General features: G+C 38.2%; 17 protein-coding genes and 1 tRNA gene. 7 read left to right on the forward strand and 11 right to left on the reverse strand.

Annotated features, from left to right (window positions below; genetic code table 11):
• Nucleotides 1–672 precede the first annotated feature (672 nt).
• Complete coding sequence (locus tag PHT93_RS01945) at nt 673–1,656, forward strand: diacylglycerol kinase family protein (RefSeq protein WP_300238864.1); 984 nt, start codon at nt 673–675, stop codon at nt 1,654–1,656.
• Here the strand turns inward: PHT93_RS01945 and PHT93_RS01950 are convergent.
• The gene (locus PHT93_RS01950; protein WP_300238829.1) at nt 1,628–2,338 is read right to left on the reverse strand and encodes a methyltransferase; all 711 of its coding nucleotides are present in this window, start codon (nt 2,336–2,338) and stop codon (nt 1,628–1,630) included. The genes PHT93_RS01945 and PHT93_RS01950 overlap by 29 nt on opposite strands.
• Nucleotides 2,339–2,443: 105 nt before the next feature.
• On the opposite strand from PHT93_RS01950, the gene lon reads away from it, so the two are divergent.
• On the forward strand, nt 2,444–4,903 hold the full coding sequence (gene lon / locus PHT93_RS01955; RefSeq protein ID WP_300238867.1) for an endopeptidase La: 2,460 nt from the start codon (nt 2,444–2,446) through the stop codon (nt 4,901–4,903).
• Nucleotides 4,904–4,993: 90 nt separating this feature from the next.
• Here lon and PHT93_RS01960 read toward each other — a convergent pair whose 3' ends face one another.
• From PHT93_RS01960 to nusB, 5 genes are all read right to left on the reverse strand, one after another.
• Nucleotides 4,994–5,446 (reverse strand): DUF5606 domain-containing protein, encoded by a 453-nt coding sequence (locus PHT93_RS01960; protein WP_300238831.1) that lies wholly within the window; start codon nt 5,444–5,446, stop codon nt 4,994–4,996.
• 126 nt (nt 5,447–5,572) lie between these two features.
• The gene (gene coaE, locus PHT93_RS01965; RefSeq protein WP_300238833.1) at nt 5,573–6,151 is read right to left on the reverse strand and encodes a dephospho-CoA kinase; all 579 of its coding nucleotides are present in this window, start codon (nt 6,149–6,151) and stop codon (nt 5,573–5,575) included.
• The gene (locus tag PHT93_RS01970; RefSeq protein WP_300238836.1) at nt 6,148–7,017 is read right to left on the reverse strand and encodes a CdaR family protein; all 870 of its coding nucleotides are present in this window, start codon (nt 7,015–7,017) and stop codon (nt 6,148–6,150) included. Before PHT93_RS01970 ends, coaE begins: the two co-directional genes overlap by 4 nt.
• Before the next feature lie 152 nt (nt 7,018–7,169).
• Nucleotides 7,170–7,472, reverse strand: a complete 303-nt coding sequence (gene yajC, locus PHT93_RS01975; protein WP_300238839.1) for a preprotein translocase subunit YajC — start codon at nt 7,470–7,472, stop codon at nt 7,170–7,172.
• Nucleotides 7,473–7,528: 56 nt separating this feature from the next.
• On the reverse strand, nt 7,529–8,455 hold the full coding sequence (gene nusB, locus PHT93_RS01980; protein ID WP_300238841.1) for a transcription antitermination factor NusB: 927 nt from the start codon (nt 8,453–8,455) through the stop codon (nt 7,529–7,531).
• Nucleotides 8,456–8,687: 232 nt separating this feature from the next.
• Here nusB and PHT93_RS01985 point away from each other — a divergent pair, with 232 nt between their 5' ends.
• A complete protein-coding gene (locus PHT93_RS01985) occupies nt 8,688–9,044 on the forward strand; it encodes a DUF3276 family protein (RefSeq protein WP_300238843.1) in 357 nt (118 codons plus the stop codon).
• An 86-nt stretch (nt 9,045–9,130) separates the two neighbouring features.
• Here the strand turns inward: PHT93_RS01985 and PHT93_RS01990 are convergent, their stop codons facing one another.
• A complete protein-coding gene (locus PHT93_RS01990; protein WP_300238845.1) occupies nt 9,131–9,301 on the reverse strand; it encodes a 4Fe-4S binding protein in 171 nt (56 codons plus the stop codon).
• 154 nt (nt 9,302–9,455) lie between these two features.
• On the opposite strand from PHT93_RS01990, the gene PHT93_RS01995 reads away from it, so the two are divergent.
• Nucleotides 9,456–10,157 (forward strand): porin family protein, encoded by a 702-nt coding sequence (locus PHT93_RS01995; RefSeq protein ID WP_300238871.1) that lies wholly within the window; start codon nt 9,456–9,458, stop codon nt 10,155–10,157.
• Here the strand turns inward: PHT93_RS01995 and PHT93_RS02000 are convergent.
• From PHT93_RS02000 to PHT93_RS02015, 4 genes are all read right to left on the reverse strand, one after another.
• The gene (locus PHT93_RS02000; RefSeq protein WP_300238847.1) at nt 10,144–10,962 is read right to left on the reverse strand and encodes a phosphatidate cytidylyltransferase; all 819 of its coding nucleotides are present in this window, start codon (nt 10,960–10,962) and stop codon (nt 10,144–10,146) included. The two genes, PHT93_RS01995 and PHT93_RS02000, sit on opposite strands and share 14 nt — an antisense overlap.
• 25 nt (nt 10,963–10,987) lie before the next feature.
• Nucleotides 10,988–12,997: an ATP-dependent zinc metalloprotease FtsH gene (gene ftsH, locus PHT93_RS02005; RefSeq protein ID WP_300238850.1), complete on the reverse strand. Its 2,010-nt coding sequence runs from the start codon at nt 12,995–12,997 to the stop codon at nt 10,988–10,990.
• Between the two features lie 47 nt (nt 12,998–13,044).
• Nucleotides 13,045–13,404: a ribosome silencing factor gene (rsfS, locus tag PHT93_RS02010; RefSeq protein WP_300238853.1), complete on the reverse strand. Its 360-nt coding sequence runs from the start codon at nt 13,402–13,404 to the stop codon at nt 13,045–13,047.
• A 178-nt stretch (nt 13,405–13,582) separates the two neighbouring features.
• Nucleotides 13,583–13,656, reverse strand: a tRNA-Thr gene (locus PHT93_RS02015).
• Nucleotides 13,657–14,007: 351 nt separating this feature from the next.
• Here PHT93_RS02015 and PHT93_RS02020 point away from each other — a divergent pair.
• The 3 genes from PHT93_RS02020 to gcvT are packed head-to-tail and all read left to right on the forward strand — an operon-like array spanning nt 14,008 to nt 17,740.
• Nucleotides 14,008–15,411, forward strand: a complete 1,404-nt coding sequence (locus tag PHT93_RS02020; RefSeq protein ID WP_300238855.1) for an amidophosphoribosyltransferase — start codon at nt 14,008–14,010, stop codon at nt 15,409–15,411.
• A 12-nt stretch (nt 15,412–15,423) separates the two neighbouring features.
• On the forward strand, nt 15,424–16,644 hold the full coding sequence (gene pepT, locus PHT93_RS02025; protein ID WP_300238858.1) for a peptidase T: 1,221 nt from the start codon (nt 15,424–15,426) through the stop codon (nt 16,642–16,644).
• A gap of 10 nt (nt 16,645–16,654) precedes the next feature.
• Nucleotides 16,655–17,740: a glycine cleavage system aminomethyltransferase GcvT gene (gene gcvT / locus PHT93_RS02030; protein WP_300238861.1), complete on the forward strand. Its 1,086-nt coding sequence runs from the start codon at nt 16,655–16,657 to the stop codon at nt 17,738–17,740.
• Nucleotides 17,741–17,929 lie beyond the last annotated feature (189 nt).

The raw sequence follows: 17,929 nt of genomic DNA on the forward strand, positions 1-17,929 counted from the left end.
ACAAGACAAAAAGAAACTATTTTAACCATTTTGCTTACGCACTTCAAAAGCACTTAACCTCATTTTTCTTTCGTTTATATAGTTTCAAACCAATAAATATTCCATAATGACAAAAAAGACCGTTTTTTTGCCAAAAAAACAAAGGTTGTATTCCAAAATATAAAGATTATTTTCCGAGATATAAAGGTTATCTTTCGAAATATATCCTTTATCTTCAAAAAAGAGTAGCGTAATTTTGATTTTTTTTCTTTTTACAAATCTTGAAAAAACGGACATGCCGGATAATGCAATTTAAACAACATCTCCCGAATTCTGCTCTTCAGGCGCACACTTCGTTATTTTGTTAGAGAAGTCAGCCCAAAAAGCCTTATTTGCGATCGGTGTCAATCCGACACAAAAACAGGTGATTTGCCAACATTTTGATTTTTTTTTTTTAAACCAATAGCTCAGACCGAAACAAGCCCTCAAGAAATATCCTATAAAAATTAAAACAGGCTCTTACAAACAATATAAAAAAGATTCGTAAAATTCAAAACAGCCTCTGAAAGGATATTATTTCCAAAAGCCTCTGTTTTTTATAATAATGTAATGAAATCTTGTTTTCAAACTCAATGCGTTTTTTTAATTTGATAAAAGCATTACTTTTGTCGTTCAAAAAAAGGGAATATGGGTATGCATAGTAGTGAAATAAAAGTTCAGGCGATAATCAATCCAATTTCGGGGGTAGGATCGAAACGGAAAATACCGCAATTGTTGGAAAAAATGTGTACTGAAAAAGGCTTTTTTTTCTCTATAGCCTTTACTGAATATGCTGGACATGCAAGTGAGCTTACCCAGAAAGCCTTAGACGAAGGATATACTTGTATAATTGCAGTTGGAGGTGATGGCACTGTGAATGAAATCGCCAGAACGATGATTCATTCCGATGCGGTATTGGGGATAATACCCAAAGGTTCGGGAAACGGGCTGGCAAGAGAATTACATATACCGATGGATGTAAGGCGTTCGATCGATTTATTATCGAAAGGTCACGTAAGTGTAATTGACGCATGTCGTGCAAACGAACGGATTTTCTTTTGTACCTGTGGCGTTGGATTTGATGCCAAAGTAAGTGAATCTTTTGCTCAGGAAAAACATCGTGGTTCGCTGACTTATATCAAAAACACCATAGAGGAATATCTGAATTACAAACCCGAACCCTATGAATTGCTGGTTGACGATCAGACAATAAAAGAAAAAGCATTTCTTGTAGCTTGCGGTAATGCTTCCCAATACGGAAATAATGCCTTTATTGCTCCCCACGCCAATATACAAGATGGAGAAATGGATATAACGATCCTTTCTCCTTTTACTCCGCTGGATATCGCACCATTAGCCATACAGCTCTTCACGAAGCAGATTGATCGCAACAGTAAGATTAAGATGCTGAAGGCTAAGAATGTTTCTATCATACGTCAGAAGCCGGGATTAATGCATCTGGATGGTGATCCTGTAATGGCAGAAAACAGAATCGATATTGCCGTAATACCCAAAGCCTTGAAGGTGATAACACCGGAAGTCGTTTCTCTTACGGCAGAAATGAAAAATCTTTTTGATGATTTTACTCGTTTTTTTGAAAGAAAGCTACCTACATTTTTAAATAAAAATCTTTTGTAAGAGCTATATATTCTTGTGTATAGTTATGTCGGGACTCTTCGATTATTAATTCGTCGGATTGACAAGTGGTCTTGTTTGTTGTCAGTGTGACTAATATTCTTTTACAGGCAGTTTCAGGAATGGGTCTGACGTAGGTTTTCCGTGAAAAATATAAATGAAACGAAACCGCTAGAGTGTCTAAATCCTGTTCCTGATCATAGGGTAATATTAAGGATAAGCTTCCTTGAGGAGCCAGTATCTTTAAACTATCCTCTATCAGAGATTTCAATGTAAGGCTGTCATTATGGCGTGCAAGATTCCTCTCCTGAACAGGCGATCGTAACGAATTCTTGAAATAAGGTGGATTAGAAACAATTAAGTCATACCGTTCCGTCGTTTGTGCTGCGTATTCATTTAATGAAGACTGAAACACATGAATACGTTCGCTGAATATGGACTCGGAGATATTTTCTTTAGCTTGTATCCAGGCCTGATGGTCAATGTCTATTGCATGAATCAGAGCCTCAGAGCGTTGGGCTAACATTAAAGCAATCAGACCGCTTCCTGTGCCTATGTCTAAAACCCGTTGACTTCTTTCAGCCGAAGTCCAGGCTCCGAGAAGAACACCATCCGTGCCGACTTTCATTGCACATTTATCATGGTGAACGATGAATTTTTTAAACTGGAAAAATGAAGCAGCCATAACGAATATGTAGATTAGAAAAGGCAAAAATAATAGATTCTGATCTAAAAGGTGTACCTTTGGCACATTTATTGTACTTCGTTGGTACAATGGATATCCAATATGATGAAAAAGAGAACGAAACTATTTACAGAAGAAGTGTACGACGATTTAGAAGATAATATTGGTGTTGTTATGCCAATACTAACAGATTGTGATGTGGACGAAGATTTTATGGAGGGTATGGACACGGTTGGCAAAACAGTGCCTGTCTTGCCGCTTCGTAATATGGTGCTTTTCCCGGGTGTTGCTATACCTGTAGTTGTGGGAAGACCGAAGTCCATGAAATTAATCAAAGAAGCCGCACAAAAGAAATTCTTGATAGGCGTTGTCTGTCAGAAAGATATGGAGATAGATGATCCCCAGATTGAGGATTTATATTCGGTAGGTGTGATTGGTGAGATCGTTCGCGTGCTGGAAATGCCGGATGGAGCGACTACGGTTATTATACAAGGGAAAAAACGGTTTAAATTAGACGAGATAACAGAAACGGAACCTTTTCTGAAAGGTCAGATTACCCTGTTGGATGATAAACTTCCCGGGAAGAATGATCGCGAGTTTGAAGCGCTGACATCTACGATTAAGGATTTAACAACGAAAATGTTAAGTGCGCTTCCAAATCCGCCGCGTGACTTGATCTTCTCAATAAAGAATAATAAGAATCTACAATACCTGATTAATTTTTCAGCCAGTAATATTCCAAGTGGAGCTTCAGAAAAACAACAACTCTTGTTGATTGATAATCTCAAAGAACGGGCTTATCGTTTGCTGTTTATCTTGAATAGGGAGTATCAGTTGATTGAACTTAAGGCGTCTATTCAGATGAAAACGCATGAAGACATTAATCAGCAACAGAAAGAGTATTTTCTTCAGCAACAAATAAAGACCATACAAGAAGAACTGGGTGGAAACATCAATGAACTTGAGATTAAAGAGCTGAGAGATAAGGCTGCAAAAAAGAAATGGTCAAAAGAGGTCGCAGAGATTTTTGAGAAGGAAATCCGTAAATTGGAACGGTTGCACCCGCAATCGCCCGACTTTTCGATACAAACACAATATGTGCAGATGATTGTAAATTTACCTTGGGGTGAATATAGCAAGGATAATTTCAACTTGAAGCGTGCAGAGAAGGTGCTGAACCGGGATCATTATGGACTTGAAAAGGTGAAAGAACGTATTATCGAGCATCTCGCCGTTCTGAAATTGAAAGGAGATATGAAGTCGCCTATTATTTGCCTTTACGGTCCTCCGGGAGTAGGAAAGACCTCACTCGGAAAGTCGATAGCAGAGGCGCTGAACAGGAAATACGTGCGTGTATCCTTAGGCGGTTTACACGATGAAGCAGAAATAAGAGGGCACCGTCGTACGTATATCGGCGCTATGTCCGGACGTATTATTCAAAATATACAGAAGGCCGGTACTTCCAATCCTGTTTTTGTATTGGATGAAGTAGATAAAATTACGAGTGATTTTAAAGGTGATCCATCTTCTGCTTTGCTTGAGGTGCTTGATCCCGAACAAAATACAACTTTTCATGATAACTACTTGGATATTGACTATGATTTGAGCCGGGTTATGTTTATTGCCACGGCAAATAATCTGAATACGATTTCTCAACCGCTGTTGGATCGTATGGAGTTGATTGAGGTAAGTGGCTATATATTGGAAGAAAAAGTGGAAATTGCAGCCCGTCATCTGGTGCCGAAACAATTGGAATCGCATGGTATTCCTAAAGGAAAGGTCTCTTTTCCGAAGAAATCCCTACAACTGATTGTCGAATCTTATACGCGCGAGAGTGGAGTGCGTGAATTGGATAAAAAGATAGCAAAAGTGGTGCGTAAGATTGCTAAACGATTTGCTATGGGTGACGATTCTCAAGTACAGGTTACGGCTGATCTGGTGAAGGAATTTCTTGGTGCAGTTGAATATACGCGTGATAAATATCAGGGTAATGAATATGCCGGTGTTGTTACAGGCTTGGCGTGGACGGCTGTAGGAGGGGAGATCCTTTTTGTCGAATCAAGCCTGAGTAAAGGAAAAGGTGAAAAGCTCACCTTGACCGGCAATTTAGGTGATGTTATGAAAGAGTCGGCTATGCTGGCACTTGAATATATTCGTTCGCACGCAAATCTGTTTGGTATTAAAGGAGAAATGTTTGAAAACTGGAACGTACATATTCACGTGCCCGAAGGAGCAATTCCCAAAGACGGACCAAGTGCCGGTGTTACAATGGTTACTTCGCTTGTTTCGGCCTTCACACAACGGAAGGTAAAACCGAATCTGGCTATGACCGGAGAAATTACATTAAGAGGCAAGGTGTTGCCTGTAGGCGGAATCAAGGAGAAGATACTTGCTGCTAAACGTGCCGGAATTAAAGATCTCATTCTCTGTGAGGAAAACCGAAAGGATGTAGATGAGATCAAATCGGATTATCTGAAAGGTTTATCTTTCCATTATGTAAAAGACATTGCAGATGTGATTGCTTTTGCTCTGACTGATGAAGTCGTTAAAAATCCTCAGTTCTGAGTAGATAAATAGCATACATTCAGAAAATAAAAAAGGTCTAAATTTCCAATGCCGGAATTTTAGACCTTTTTTAAATCGTTATAATTTGATTTATTCTTTTTCAGAGTCGGTTGTCTTTTCTTCTGTTGACTCTTCTTTTGTTTCTTCCGGTTTAGGCGAAAAATCCGTAATTCCCGCTCCGATTAATATATTATACCAACCGATAAGTTTCTTTATATCACTTGGGTAAACGCGGTCACGATCAAAATCGGGAAGGATTTCTTCAAAAAACTTACGTAGTTCGTCAGGATAGGAGCTTAGTTGTTTTGTATCTACTTTTTCTCCGTTTTTCTTGTCTCTTAAGGTCGTAAGAACTTCATGCAATGGCACCTCTTCACTATTGGTATAAATAGCAATATCACCTAATGATATTACTTTGTCCTTAGCGTACGCCGGTATTCTTTTTTTATCTACTAAAGATTCGATAATCAACATGTTTTTCCCGTGGGAAACCAATTGATATAATCCGGGTTTCCCCGAAACAGACAAAATAGTCTTCAACATAATACTTTCCTTTTCTTCTTAGCGTTAAACTTTAAAGTTACAAATGTACGATAAGGAGTGGGAATAAGAAACATCTTATAGTATAAAAAACGTTTCTCTATTAAAAGTCAACTGATTTGTGATGTCTTAAGAATGTAAAGAGGTAAGTAGGGCATAGATCTGAGGAATGAGGGCTTTCTGATCGTCATTATAGATGACAAAATCCGAACGTTCTTTTTTTATTTCTTCAGGTAGTTGATGTTTTATTCGTTGTCTGATGTTATCTTCTGTTGTATAATCCCTGCTGCATGCTCGTTTGATACGTATGGCTTCAGGAGCATAGACGGTTACCGTTTTATCCACTAATGAATCAAATCCTGATTCGAATAATATTGCAGATTCAATTGCACAGAGATCACCTTTCTGTTCTTGTACCCATTTTATGAAAGCTCTTCCCACTTCCGGGTGAACGATGTTATTTACTGTTTGCAATCTTTTAGGATCATTGAAAATGATAGAAGCCAACCTTTTTTTATCTAATCCCTGGTCTGTGTAAAGGTCGTTCCCGAATAACTCACAAAGGGCTTTTCGTATATTCTGAGACGTATTTATCAATAATTTAGCTTCTGTATCTGCAATAAATACCGGAACGCCGGATAACGAGAGTATCTCTGATACAACCGATTTTCCACTTCCTATGCCGCCGGTGATACCTATCCTGATCATTTTGATGTAATCGCTTGTTCAATGATAAATTCAACTTTACTGGGAACGAGACTGTAATTCTGTATCCAGTCCGGTTGTTGCTCTAACCGGATTGGGATTGATCCGGACACGTATTGCTCCAAGTCGGTATATTTTATGCGGATAGTAAAATTGTCCTCGTTCAGGTTTTTGTATTTGCTAAGGGGTATATTGCAATTAACCTTAACTGTCGGTGGAAATATCCTTACACTGTAATTTTGCGGGATGCCAACGCAGACGACCGGTATTTCGAGCGTTTTTTCCGTAAACTCTTCAATCGGAATCGCTATGGATACATAGGCCTGTCCGAAGGTAACGCCCGGAATAGTCTCTAACGCTATACTTTTTGAAATGGACTTCTTTACATTTTTCACCTCTAAATATTCCGTTTTTATTTCAGAAATGGAGTCAAGAATGTTTTGAGTCGAGAAGATGTCTATCATGGTAGGAGCAATGGTTATTTCTCCGGAAATTCCGTATCCGTCATTTGGAAGAACGGAACCGTTAAATTTAATGGGGACTTTCTTCTGTTTTCTTTTGCTTGTCTGGATTTCAATAGAGGTGGGAGAAAATCTGTGAAGTTGAGTTGTGTTGAATAGTTGTTTTTGTATATGGCTTTCAATCTCTTCCTGGCTAACAACTAATACTCCGTTTTTATTACGTGCTTTTTTATATTCAACCTCAATAGGAGCAATAATCCTTCCTATGGAATAGTTTAGTAACACATTCCCTTTGTCTTTTACAAACACAATAATCTCCTTTGGCGGAGTTTGCGTAAAGGCTACATCCGCCGGAATATCTTTGTATCTGACCGGAATTGTTATTTCTATTTCATATTCTTCATTCATGCTCTGTAAAATCCAAAAGCCGAATGATAACATTAGAAAAGAAAAAAAGATTAAAACTTCTTTCCAACTTTGACGATGTAAAAAAGCTTTAATCTTTCTCTGGACAGACTTGATACTTTCGTTTTCCTCAAGTCGCGGCATATTCGTTTGTATTATTTTGCGTCTTCAGAAGAAGCGAAGACTGAGGTTTTATCTACTTTTATTTTTACACCATCAGCAATTTCTATAATCATATAAACATCACCGATTTCTTTTATTTTACCATAGATTCCACCAGATGTGATCACTCGATCACCAGTCTGTAATGCTTCACGCGCTTTTTGAATTTCTTTTTGCTTTTTTTGTTGCGGACGAATCATGAAAAAATAGAAGATTGCAACCATTGCTACAATCATAATAATTCCAGGTATCTGAGATTGTCCCCCAGCAGCTTGTAAGATAATTAATAAGTTCATATTTACTTGTTTATTGTTTTATCAAATTCAGATATTTGCAAATGTAATGATAATAATTAATCTTTAAATAACAAGTTCTCCTTTTTTAACTCGGAGACAATTGAATCAAGAATACCATTGATAAAGACACCACTCTTTGGAGTGCTGTAGTATTTAGCAATGTCTATGTACTCATTTAGCGTAACGTTAATTGGGATCGAGGGGAAAGACGTGATTTCTGCCAGAGCCACCTGCATTATTATTAGGTCCATATTTGCGATTCGTTCTGTTTCCCAGTTTTTCATATGACGACTTATACGTTCGCGGTACTCAACCCCTTTCAACAAGGTTTGTCTGAATAATAATACGGCAAATTCGCGATCTTCTTCATCCTTGAACATGGGAAGAAGTGGTTGATTTGCTCCATTGCTCTCTTCAAACTTTTTTATTGTTTTCAAAGTGAAGGTCTGGACTATTTCTATATCATCATTCCAGTAGATGCTTTTGTCTTCCAGGTAATCTTCTACCATTTCGTTTGTACAGATAATCTTTTTAAATACCTGTCTCCAGAACTCTTTATCTACCTCATACGAATCTTCTTCGTTGGATATATATTCCTGATAAATATCCGAATTAAGAATAAGCTCTAATGCATCCTTAATAAAATCGGCATCGTTACTCCACGATATTCCATTCTCGGATATCTGCGCTTTAAGATCTGTGTTTTCTTCAAGCTGCGCAATAAATCGGTTGTTGATAAATCGCGTGTTAGGATTCAACTCTTCTTCTGTCGGCATATATTTATGCCTGCGATTGTCTAAAATACGTTTTTGAAGATTCGTGATGTCTATGAGCAGGAGAAGAAAATAATGATATAAGTCGTACGACTTTTGTAAACTGAATAGTAATTCTTTTTCCGCAGTTTTCAGGTCTTTGTTTCCGTTTTGATAATAAGCGTATATTATCTGTAAAACTTTAATACGGATTAAAATTCTGTTGATCATTGTTTGAAGGAGCTTCTTTTAATTTATTAAATAAGGCTGCAAATTTAATTATTCTTTTGTGAATAAGGCTGTTTATAGGATTAAATAAATATATATAGTTCTGTAATTTTTTAATTTTGTGTGTGTTATGTATTATTTTACTCATCTAAAATAGTGTATATTTTAAAAAAAATGTACATATTTGAACCAGTATTTAGTAAATGAGAGAGTGTTTACAGTAATTTTTGCAGATATGGAAGATTCAATTAAGAAAACTTATGTTGAAAGTGGGGATAAGGAAATAGTTTATTCTAAAGCCATAAAGGCAGGGAAACGGATTTACTATTTGGATGTTAAGAAGAATCTTAAGAATGATTTGTTTTTAGCTATAACGGAAAGCAAAAAGATACAATCCCGTGATGGAGGGAATGTTTCTTTTGAAAAGCATAAAATCTTTTTGTATAAAGAAGATTTTCAGAAATTTATGGATGGGATGACGGATGTTATCTCTTTTATAAAAGAACACGGTATAGAAAAGGAAGACGAAAAAAAACCGACTGATAAGAAAACAGAAGAAGACGGAGATATTAAGCTTGATATCGAATTTTGAGTTTAACTAAAAATAAAACAACAAGCGGCTTGTTCTATAAAGAGTAAGCCGCTTGTTGTTTACATTGATAATGTACTTTTTCAATTTTAATCTGCAGGGTGGATTGCTTCAGTTGGACATACATCCGCGCAAGTTCCACAATCAGTACACATTTCAGGATCAATATGATAAATATCCCCTTCTGATATTGCAGATACAGGACACTCGTCTATGCAAGTTCCACACGCAATACAATCTTCGCTAATTACGTAAGCCATTTTCTAAACGTTTAAATTAAACACCATTAGTTCCTGCAAAAATATTATAAATATTTGTAGTAAAAAAACATAAACCTTTTAATTTTCGCATACTTCCGAGTTATTGCAATAAGTTTATTCGTTCTTCGTTATAGTAATAAAAATAGTGGGAAAATTGAAACGTCTGTTTTTATTCATAAGTTTAGGTTGTTTGGTTTCAGTATTGGCTTTGGCTCAACGAGAACGACCTAAAAATCAGCCATACGCTGATTTTAAAATGTTTCATCTTGGCTTTCATGTCGGAATCCATGCTCAGGATCTTATCCTGACGAATACGGGTGTATCCGAAAATGGTGAGATTCTTTTTGCCGAAGTACCTTCGTATTCTCCCGGATTTAGTGTCGGTGTGATAGGAGATATGTTCATGAATCCGTATATGAACCTTCGCTTTACTCCCTCTTTGCATTTTGGAGATAAAAAAATAACATATATCGAACAGAGCACACAAGAGACTTTTACTACGGATGTCCGTTCCAGTTATCTTAGTTTTCCGTTAGGTGTGAAATATACTGCGGTAAGATTGAATAATTACAGGCCTTATCTTTATGGAGGTGTTTACGGGGCTTTTGATCTGGGCAGAAAGAAAGGAAATCCGATATTGTTGAAAGGAGCAGACTTTGGTGTTGAGATCGGTTTTGGATGTGATCTTTATTTGCCGTACTTTAAGTTATGTCCGGAATTGAAGTTTAGCTTTGGTCTTGTTGACTTGCTGGAGAAGAATCGTGAAGATTTAAATGATACGGAAACGATCAAATATACCAATGCTCTTTCGAAAGCTACATCACGAATGATTGTGCTTACTTTTAATTTCGAATAAATAGCTCTAAATAAATATAGGCGGCAGGAACTGCCATGATGATACTGTCAAATCTGTCAAGAATTCCGCCATGACCTGGCAGTATATTGCCCGAATCCTTCACTTTTAATGTTCTTTTCAATAAAGATTCCGTCAGATCTCCCCAAGTTGCAAATACAACAATGGTTGAAGCAAGACCTAACCAATTGTACCATGAAATCTCTACAAAATAACACGATGCCCAATAGGCGACTAATAATACAAATGTTATTCCTCCCAAAAAGCCTTCCCATGATTTCTTTGGAGAAATGCGTTCGAACAACCGTCTTTTCCCAATAGTGGAACCTACTAAATAAGCTCCGGTATCATTAATCCATACAAAAACGAATATGGCAAATAATGGAATTACAGAATAGTTTCCACCTTCTATAGCGACTAAATTCAATAATGAAAATGATCCGGCTGCGTAAATTTGAATGAAAAGAAGGTTTGCCCAGTTGCTGATAGGGTTCTCTGCTTTGTAATAAAGTTCCATAATAAAGATACTCAGGACGAATAACAAATAGGGCAGAAATATATCTTCATTAGCAATTCCGTAATTATACATAAAAGTGGAAGCAAAAAGATATACTCCTCCTAAAACCTGTGTACTGCGTTTAATCAGGTTTGTTCCTTTTCCATATAATAATCCGTACAATTCCCATACAGTAAGCCCGGTGATTATACCGAATAGCACGAGAAAAGTATATGCACTATACCATATGCCACTAATGATGACGACTACGAATATTAGCCCGGTAAATGCACGGATTATCAGATTTTTCAAGGTTACTGAGTTTTATGGATGAAACTTATTCTTCTTTTTCCTCTACGGTTGTTTCCGCAGCTTTTTCTTCAACAGGATGGTCTGGCTGCTCTTCCTTGGGAGCGTTGGTTTTCTTTTCTTGTTGTTCTAATATTTCTTCGCTGCGGGATACCCAAAGACGTTTTCCGAAAATATGTTCTACATCTTCTGTATAGATCACTTCTCGTTCTAACAGTACTGTCGCAAGCTTATTATGTCCTTCTGAATTTTCCGACAAAATTTGTTTTGCCCGTGCGTATTGTTCATTGATGATCTTTTGTACTTCGGTATCGATCAGTCTGGCTGTTTCTTCACTATATGGTTTTGTGAACCCCCATTCCTGACCTGTAGAATCATAATAATTAATATTAGGTAAAGCTTCGCTCATGCCAAAGTAAATAACCATAGCTAAAGCTTGTTTGGTTACTCTTTCCAAATCATTGGATGCACCTGTCGAAATTTTACCAAGAAAGATTTCTTCAGCAGCACGTCCGCCTAAGGTCGCACACATTTCATCCAACAACTGTTCTTTCGTTGTTATCTGTCGCTCTTCAGGCAGATACCAAGCTGCACCTAAAGCTTTTCCACGCGGTACGATCGTAACCTTTACCAATGGATTGGCGTGTTCCAGTAACCAGCTAAGAGTTGCATGCCCTGCTTCGTGAAAGGCTATACTTCTTCGCTCTTCCGCAGTTGTAATCTTAGTCCGTTTTTCCAAACCGCCGACTATACGATCTACTGCATTCATAAAATCTTCCTTTTGAACAAAACTTTTGCCATTACGTGCGGCTATTAACGCGGCTTCATTACATACATTGGCTATGTCGGCTCCGGAGAATCCCGGGGTTTGTCTTGCCATGAATTCCGCATCAACGCTATTGTCTATTTTGATTGGACGTAAATGTACTCCGAAGATTTCTTTTCGTTCATTTAAATCGGGCAGTTCTACATGTATCTGACGGTCAAAACGTCCTGCGCGGAGAAGTGCCTTGTCCAAGACATCCGCACGGTTTGTTGCCGCAAGGATGATTACGCCACTGTTAGAACCAAATCCATCCATTTCTGTCAGTAATTGATTCAGTGTATTTTCTCGCTCGTCGTTGCTGTTCATATTCGCATTTTTACCACGCGCACGTCCAACAGCGTCGATCTCATCGATAAAGACAATACAAGGGGCTTTCTCCTTTGCCTGACGGAATAAATCACGTACACGCGATGCTCCAACACCAACAAACATTTCAACAAAATCCGAACCGGATAGAGAGAAGAACGGCACATTTGCCTCACCTGCCACAGCTTTAGCAAGCAGCGTTTTACCTGTTCCCGGAGGTCCTACAAGTAAGGCTCCTTTCGGTATTTTACCTCCAAGTTCTGTGTATTTTCCGGGATTTTTAAGGAAAGAGACGATTTCTTCAACTTCCTGTTTGGCTTCTGATAACCCGGCGACATCCTGGAAAGTAACCTTATGATCATTATCTTTATCAAACAGTTGAGCTTTCGCCTTTCCTACATTAAATACACCACCGGGGCCGCCTCCTGCGTTACCGGACATACGTTTCATAATAAATATCCAGAGGAATATGAATAGTATCCAAGGCGCTAATGATATAAAGAAATTAAGAAAAGCATCTTCTCCCTCTTCATATCTTATTTGTGTGTCGATATTGTTTTCCTTAACCGTTCTGTCATAAAAATCCGAGAATTTGTCTGATGAAGGGATCTTTACTAATATTTTAGGAGAAGAACCAAGCTTGTCTGCATTTTCAGAAAAGACTTCTTTGACCTTATCGCTTTTTACAGTAGCCTCCAATAAGTTTTTTTTGTTGAAAACTGTAATCTTTTCAAAGGAATTCTCCTGAGCAAACTTTTGAAACTCTGTCCAGCCTATTTCTTTAGTCACTGAAGAGTCACTTATAAAATAAAGTGCTCCTAACATTATAAATATAAGCCCATACATCCAATAGATGTTGAAGCGAAACATTTTTTGTTTATTATCTTTTGAAGGCTTATTAAACATATTCTTATTTTTATTCATAAACGTATCAACGATGTATTATGAGAAAATCAGTCCAAATCAGGAATGCTGGTGACTTTTGAGTCAGACCATAATGTTTCCAAATTATAGAACTCCCGTTTTTCCGGCAGAAAGATATGAACAAGAACTGTGCCATAATCCATACCGATCCATTCCGCCTGCTGTTTCCCATCTACGGATAATGGTTTTTCTCCTGCTTCTTTGCGTGCGAAATCCCAGGCCGAGTCTGATAATGCCGCAACTTGTGTAGGCGTATTTCCTTCACAGATAATCATGAATTGACATATGGCACCGGAGAGGTGGCTCATATCTACTGTTACAATCTTCTTGCCTTTCTTTTCCTGCAAGCCGTTTATCAATGTTTTAACTAAATTTTTTGTTTGATTCATTCCTATTCTAATGGGTCTGTTTGAATTGGCAAATATACTTCTTAAATTTATGACGAACACTGTCGTTACGAAAATTAATTGTTCTGTATAGAAACAATATAGCTTTCATAAAGTTTACAAGGGGTGGAAGGAGAGGGGGGGATATGAAAAAAGCCATCCGTGTCGGACAGCTTTTCTGAGCCTCTTGTCGGATTCGAACCAACGACCCCGAGATTACAAATCACGTGCTCTGGCCAACTGAGCTAAAGAGGCAGGTGGGTAAGCTTGCTACATCGCGCCGCTACAACCAAGTACCCTTGCTGCGGTCAAGCCCTGGGGGATTCCGAGGGAGCATGCCGTGTAGGACTTACCCGGCTGCAAAAGTAGATATTTTTCTTTACAATGCAAATGAAAAATCATCAGGAACCTCATAGTTTTTTCTAAGTGTCTGGATTTCTTTCATATTCTTGTTGTTAAAAAATGTAATTTAAGGAAAAAGTGAAGATAAAGATCGGTAAGAAAAGGTAATACGTATCCGATTGCTTTGTCTTTAATTGGTATTAAAGCATAGAATATTCTGTTAACTTTGTGAATAATTAATTACATAATATATAAACAACAACAATGGGCGGTTTTTTCGGTACGATTTCTAAATCTCCTTGTTCTATCGACCTGTTTTATGGTACGGATTACAATTCTCACTTAGGAACAAAAAAAGGAGGTTTAGTTACACTTCACAAGGGCGTTTTTAATAGATCTATTCACAATTTGGAAAATTCGTATTTCAGACCTCGTTTCGAAAGTGAATTAGATAAGTTTAAAGGTAATTCCGGAATAGGTATTATTAGTGACACTGATCCTCAACCAATTTTTATTAATTCTCATTTGGGTAAGTATGCAGTTGTTACAGTTGCAAAGGTTAATAATCTGGGAGAGCTTGAAAAAGAACTTTTAGAGAAAGGAAAGCATTTTTCGGAAATGAGTTCGGGTAATATTAACCAAACGGAATTGATCTCTTTGCTGATATCTGAGGGGAAGACGTTTAAGGAAGGAATAGAGATTGTGCATGAGAAAATAAAAGGTTCATGTTCCATGTTGGTTCTAACGGAAGACGGAATTATTGCCGCTCGGGATAAATACGGAAGAACACCCTTGGTTATTGGAAAAAAAGAAGATGCTTTTGCGGCATCAAGTGAACCTTGCAGCTTTCCTAATTTAGGATACGAACATTATTATAATGTAGGGCCGGGCGAAATTGTTCATTTAACGTCTGAGAAGATGACGCAACTGCGTGAACCGGGAAAGAAGATGCAGGTTTGTTCTTTTCTTTGGGTTTATTACGGCTATCCGGTTTCTGAATATGAAGGAGTAAACGTGGATGCCGCACGTTATGCCAGTGGTATGGCGATGGCGCGACGGGATGATGTGGATGCTGATTTTGCATCGGGTATTCCGGATTCCGGTATTGGGATGGCTTTGGGATATGCAGAGCAGAAAAAGATACCTTACCGCAGAGCGATTGTGAAATATACTCCAACCTGGCCACGTAGTTTTACTCCATCCAATCAGGAAGTACGTAACCTTGTAGCCCGTATGAAGTTAATTCCGAATAAACATTTGTTGCGTGAGAAGCGTGTGGTCTTTTGTGATGATTCAATTGTTCGTGGAACTCAATTACGGGATAATGTGAATATTCTCTATGGTTATGGGGCGAAAGAAGTACATATGCGTATCGGCTGTCCTCCTATCCTTCATGCTTGTCCGTTTATCGGATTCTCTGCTTCTAAGTCTGCATTGGAACTAATCGCCCGTCGTATTGTTAAAGAATTGGAGGGTGATGATGAGAAAAATCTGGAAAAATATGCGACTACCGGTACAACGGAGTACCGCAATATGGTGGAGTGTATTCGGAAAAAGTTAAATATCACTACCTTGAGGTTTAATACAGTAGAGGATTTGATTGAGTCTATTGGTTTGCCGTCCGAATGTGTTTGTACACATTGTTATAATGCAAATAGTTATTTTTAATAGGATAAAGCTATGAACCCTTTAGAAAGATTTTTAAGATATGTGAAGTTCGATACTGAATCGAATGAAGAAAGCGGTGTAACGCCGAGTACTCCCGGGCAACTTATTCTTGCCAGGCAAATAGTGAAAGAATTAGAAGAAATAGGCTTGGAAGATATTTCGTTGGACGAACGTTCCTATATTATGGCTACTCTTCCGGCTAATACAACAAAACAAGTTCCGGTGATTGGTTTTATTGCTCATTTAGATACCAGTCCGGATTTATCGGGAAAGAATGTGAACCCGAAGGTGGTGAACTATACCGGCGGAGATATTTTATTAAATGAAACGGATCATATCGTATTGTCTCCGAATATGTTTCCGGAACTAAACGATTATATCGGACAGGATATTGTTGTTACCGATGGCAAAACATTACTTGGTGCAGATGATAAAGCGGGTGTTTCTGCTATTATTTCAGCTATGGCCTATCTCAGGAATCATCCGGAAATAGAACATGGAAAGATAAGAATTGGTTTTACGCCGGATGAAGAAATAGGACAAGGAGCCAATCACTTTGACGTGGAAAAGTTTGGTTGCGAATGGGCTTATACAATTGACGGTGGACAAATCGGCGAATTGGAATATGAGAATTTTAATGCCGCCGCCGCAAAGATTAGTTTTAAGGGATTGAATGTGCACCCCGGAACAGCAAAAGACAAGATGATAAATGCCTCTTTGCTTGCTCTTGAATATGCTTCTTTATTGCCTGCCGACCAACGACCGGAGCATACGACAAAATATGAGGGCTTCTTCCATCTGATACAAATGAACGGCTCGGTGGAATCAGCCTCTCTGTCTTATATTGTGCGTGACCATGATCGCGCGTTATTTGAAGACAAAAAAGAACTTCTGCAATCTTTGGTTGATAAGCTCAATACAAAATATCCGAATAGTACGACTTTGGAATTGCGTGATCAATATTATAATATGAAAGAGAAGGTCGAACCTAAAAAATATATCGTAGATTTGGCTTTTGAAGCAATGACGGCAGTAGGGGTAAAGCCGATTGTAAAACCAATTCGCGGAGGAACAGACGGCGCCCGATTGTCTTTTATGGGGTTACCTTGTCCGAATATCTTTGCCGGAGGGCATAATTTTCACGGACGGTATGAATTTCTACCGGTTCCTTCATTGCGTAAGAGCATGGAAACAATCATAAAAATAGCAGAGCTATTAACACATAAATCTTAAACAAAAGAACATGAAGACTACACCGTTTACCGATGTGCATATTTCCTTAGGAGCTAAGATGCACGAGTTTGCCGGCTTTAATATGCCGATTGAATACAGTGGTATTATTGACGAACATCTGACCGTATGTAATAGTGTGGGGGTGTTTGATGTGTCGCATATGGGAGAATTCTGGGTGAAAGGCCCTAATGCCCTTGCCTTCATTCAGTCAATAACATCAAATGATGCATCTGTTGTTCCTCTTGGAAAAGCGCAATATACTTGTTTTCCAAATGAAAAAGGAGGTATTGTAGATGATTTATTGGTCTATCACTACGAATCGGAAAAGTATTTACTGGTAGTTAATGCCGGAAATATCGCTAAAGATTGGGATTGGTGTGTGAGCCATAATAAGGTTGGTGCAATATTGGAAAATGCTTCTGATAAAACAGGACAGTTGGCTATTCAGGGCCCTAAAGCTCAGGAAGTGCTTCAACGGCTTACCTCGGTTGATTTATCTTCTATACCTTATTATTCCTTTGTGACGGGCGATTTTGCCGGTTGTAAAGAGGTGATAATTTCCAACACAGGCTATACCGGTGCAGGAGGCTTTGAACTCTATTTCTATAACGCCGATGCAATGACGATCTGGAATGCTGTTTTCGAGGCTGGAAAACCGGAAGGTATTAAGCCTATTGGACTTGGAGCCCGTGATACTCTTCGTCTGGAGATGGGATTCTGTTTGTATGGAAATGATTTGGATGATACGACATCTCCGATAGAAGCCGGATTAGGCTGGATCACCAAATTTGTGGATGGAAAAGATTTCCCAAGTCGCGCAGAGTTAGAACGTCAGAAGAAAGAGGGCGTAACGCGCAAACTATGTGCCTTTGAATTGGTAGAAAAAGGGATTCCTCGTCATGGTTATGAAATAGTGGATACGAATGATACGGTGATTGGCACGGTTACTTCCGGAACGATGTCTCCTGTTCTTAAACAAGGTATCGGCATGGGATACGTAAAGCCTGAATTTGCTAAAATCGGAACAGAAATAATGATTAAAGTAAGAAATAAATCATTGAAAGCGCAGGTCGTAAAACCTCCTTTCCGAAAATAGAATGAATAAAAAAAATAACCTTTATTCTTCCAGAAATAAAGGTTATTTTTAAAATTATATCCTTTATTTAAGTTTCGCAAGTTCAACTTGCCAGTTTTAATTTGTAAATATCAAAAACATGCTTGATCTCTTCAGACCTGTTTATAATAGCATCATAGATATCCTCGTCTGTCAATCCGAAGAGGTTGG

The sequence above is a fragment of the Massilibacteroides sp. genome (assembly GCF_028705895.1).
Classification (GTDB): Bacteria; Bacteroidota; Bacteroidia; order Bacteroidales; family Tannerellaceae; genus Massilibacteroides.

Excerpts from the sequence above, each read along its gene's own strand:
- pepT (WP_300238858.1), top strand. The coding sequence starts at position 15,424 with ATGAACCCTTTAGAAAGATTTTTAAGATATGTGAAGTTCGATACTGAA.
- PHT93_RS01990 (WP_300238845.1), bottom strand. The coding sequence starts at position 9,301 with ATGGCTTACGTAATTAGCGAAGATTGTATTGCGTGTGGAACTTGCATA.
- nusB (WP_300238841.1), bottom strand. The coding sequence starts at position 8,455 with ATGATCAACAGAATTTTAATCCGTATTAAAGTTTTACAGATAATATAC.
- PHT93_RS01960 (WP_300238831.1), bottom strand. The coding sequence starts at position 5,446 with ATGTTGAAGACTATTTTGTCTGTTTCGGGGAAACCCGGATTATATCAA.
- PHT93_RS01945 (WP_300238864.1), top strand. The coding sequence starts at position 673 with ATGCATAGTAGTGAAATAAAAGTTCAGGCGATAATCAATCCAATTTCG.
- rsfS (WP_300238853.1), bottom strand. The coding sequence starts at position 13,404 with ATGAATCAAACAAAAAATTTAGTTAAAACATTGATAAACGGCTTGCAG.
- lon (WP_300238867.1), top strand. The coding sequence starts at position 2,444 with ATGAAAAAGAGAACGAAACTATTTACAGAAGAAGTGTACGACGATTTA.
- PHT93_RS01985 (WP_300238843.1), top strand. The coding sequence starts at position 8,688 with ATGGAAGATTCAATTAAGAAAACTTATGTTGAAAGTGGGGATAAGGAA.
- PHT93_RS01950 (WP_300238829.1), bottom strand. The coding sequence starts at position 2,338 with ATGGCTGCTTCATTTTTCCAGTTTAAAAAATTCATCGTTCACCATGAT.
- gcvT (WP_300238861.1), top strand. The coding sequence starts at position 16,655 with ATGAAGACTACACCGTTTACCGATGTGCATATTTCCTTAGGAGCTAAG.
- PHT93_RS02020 (WP_300238855.1), top strand. The coding sequence starts at position 14,008 with ATGGGCGGTTTTTTCGGTACGATTTCTAAATCTCCTTGTTCTATCGAC.
- coaE (WP_300238833.1), bottom strand. The coding sequence starts at position 6,151 with ATGATCAGGATAGGTATCACCGGCGGCATAGGAAGTGGAAAATCGGTT.
- PHT93_RS01970 (WP_300238836.1), bottom strand. The coding sequence starts at position 7,017 with ATGAATGAAGAATATGAAATAGAAATAACAATTCCGGTCAGATACAAA.
- ftsH (WP_300238850.1), bottom strand. The coding sequence starts at position 12,997 with ATGTTTAATAAGCCTTCAAAAGATAATAAACAAAAAATGTTTCGCTTC.
- yajC (WP_300238839.1), bottom strand. The coding sequence starts at position 7,472 with ATGAACTTATTAATTATCTTACAAGCTGCTGGGGGACAATCTCAGATA.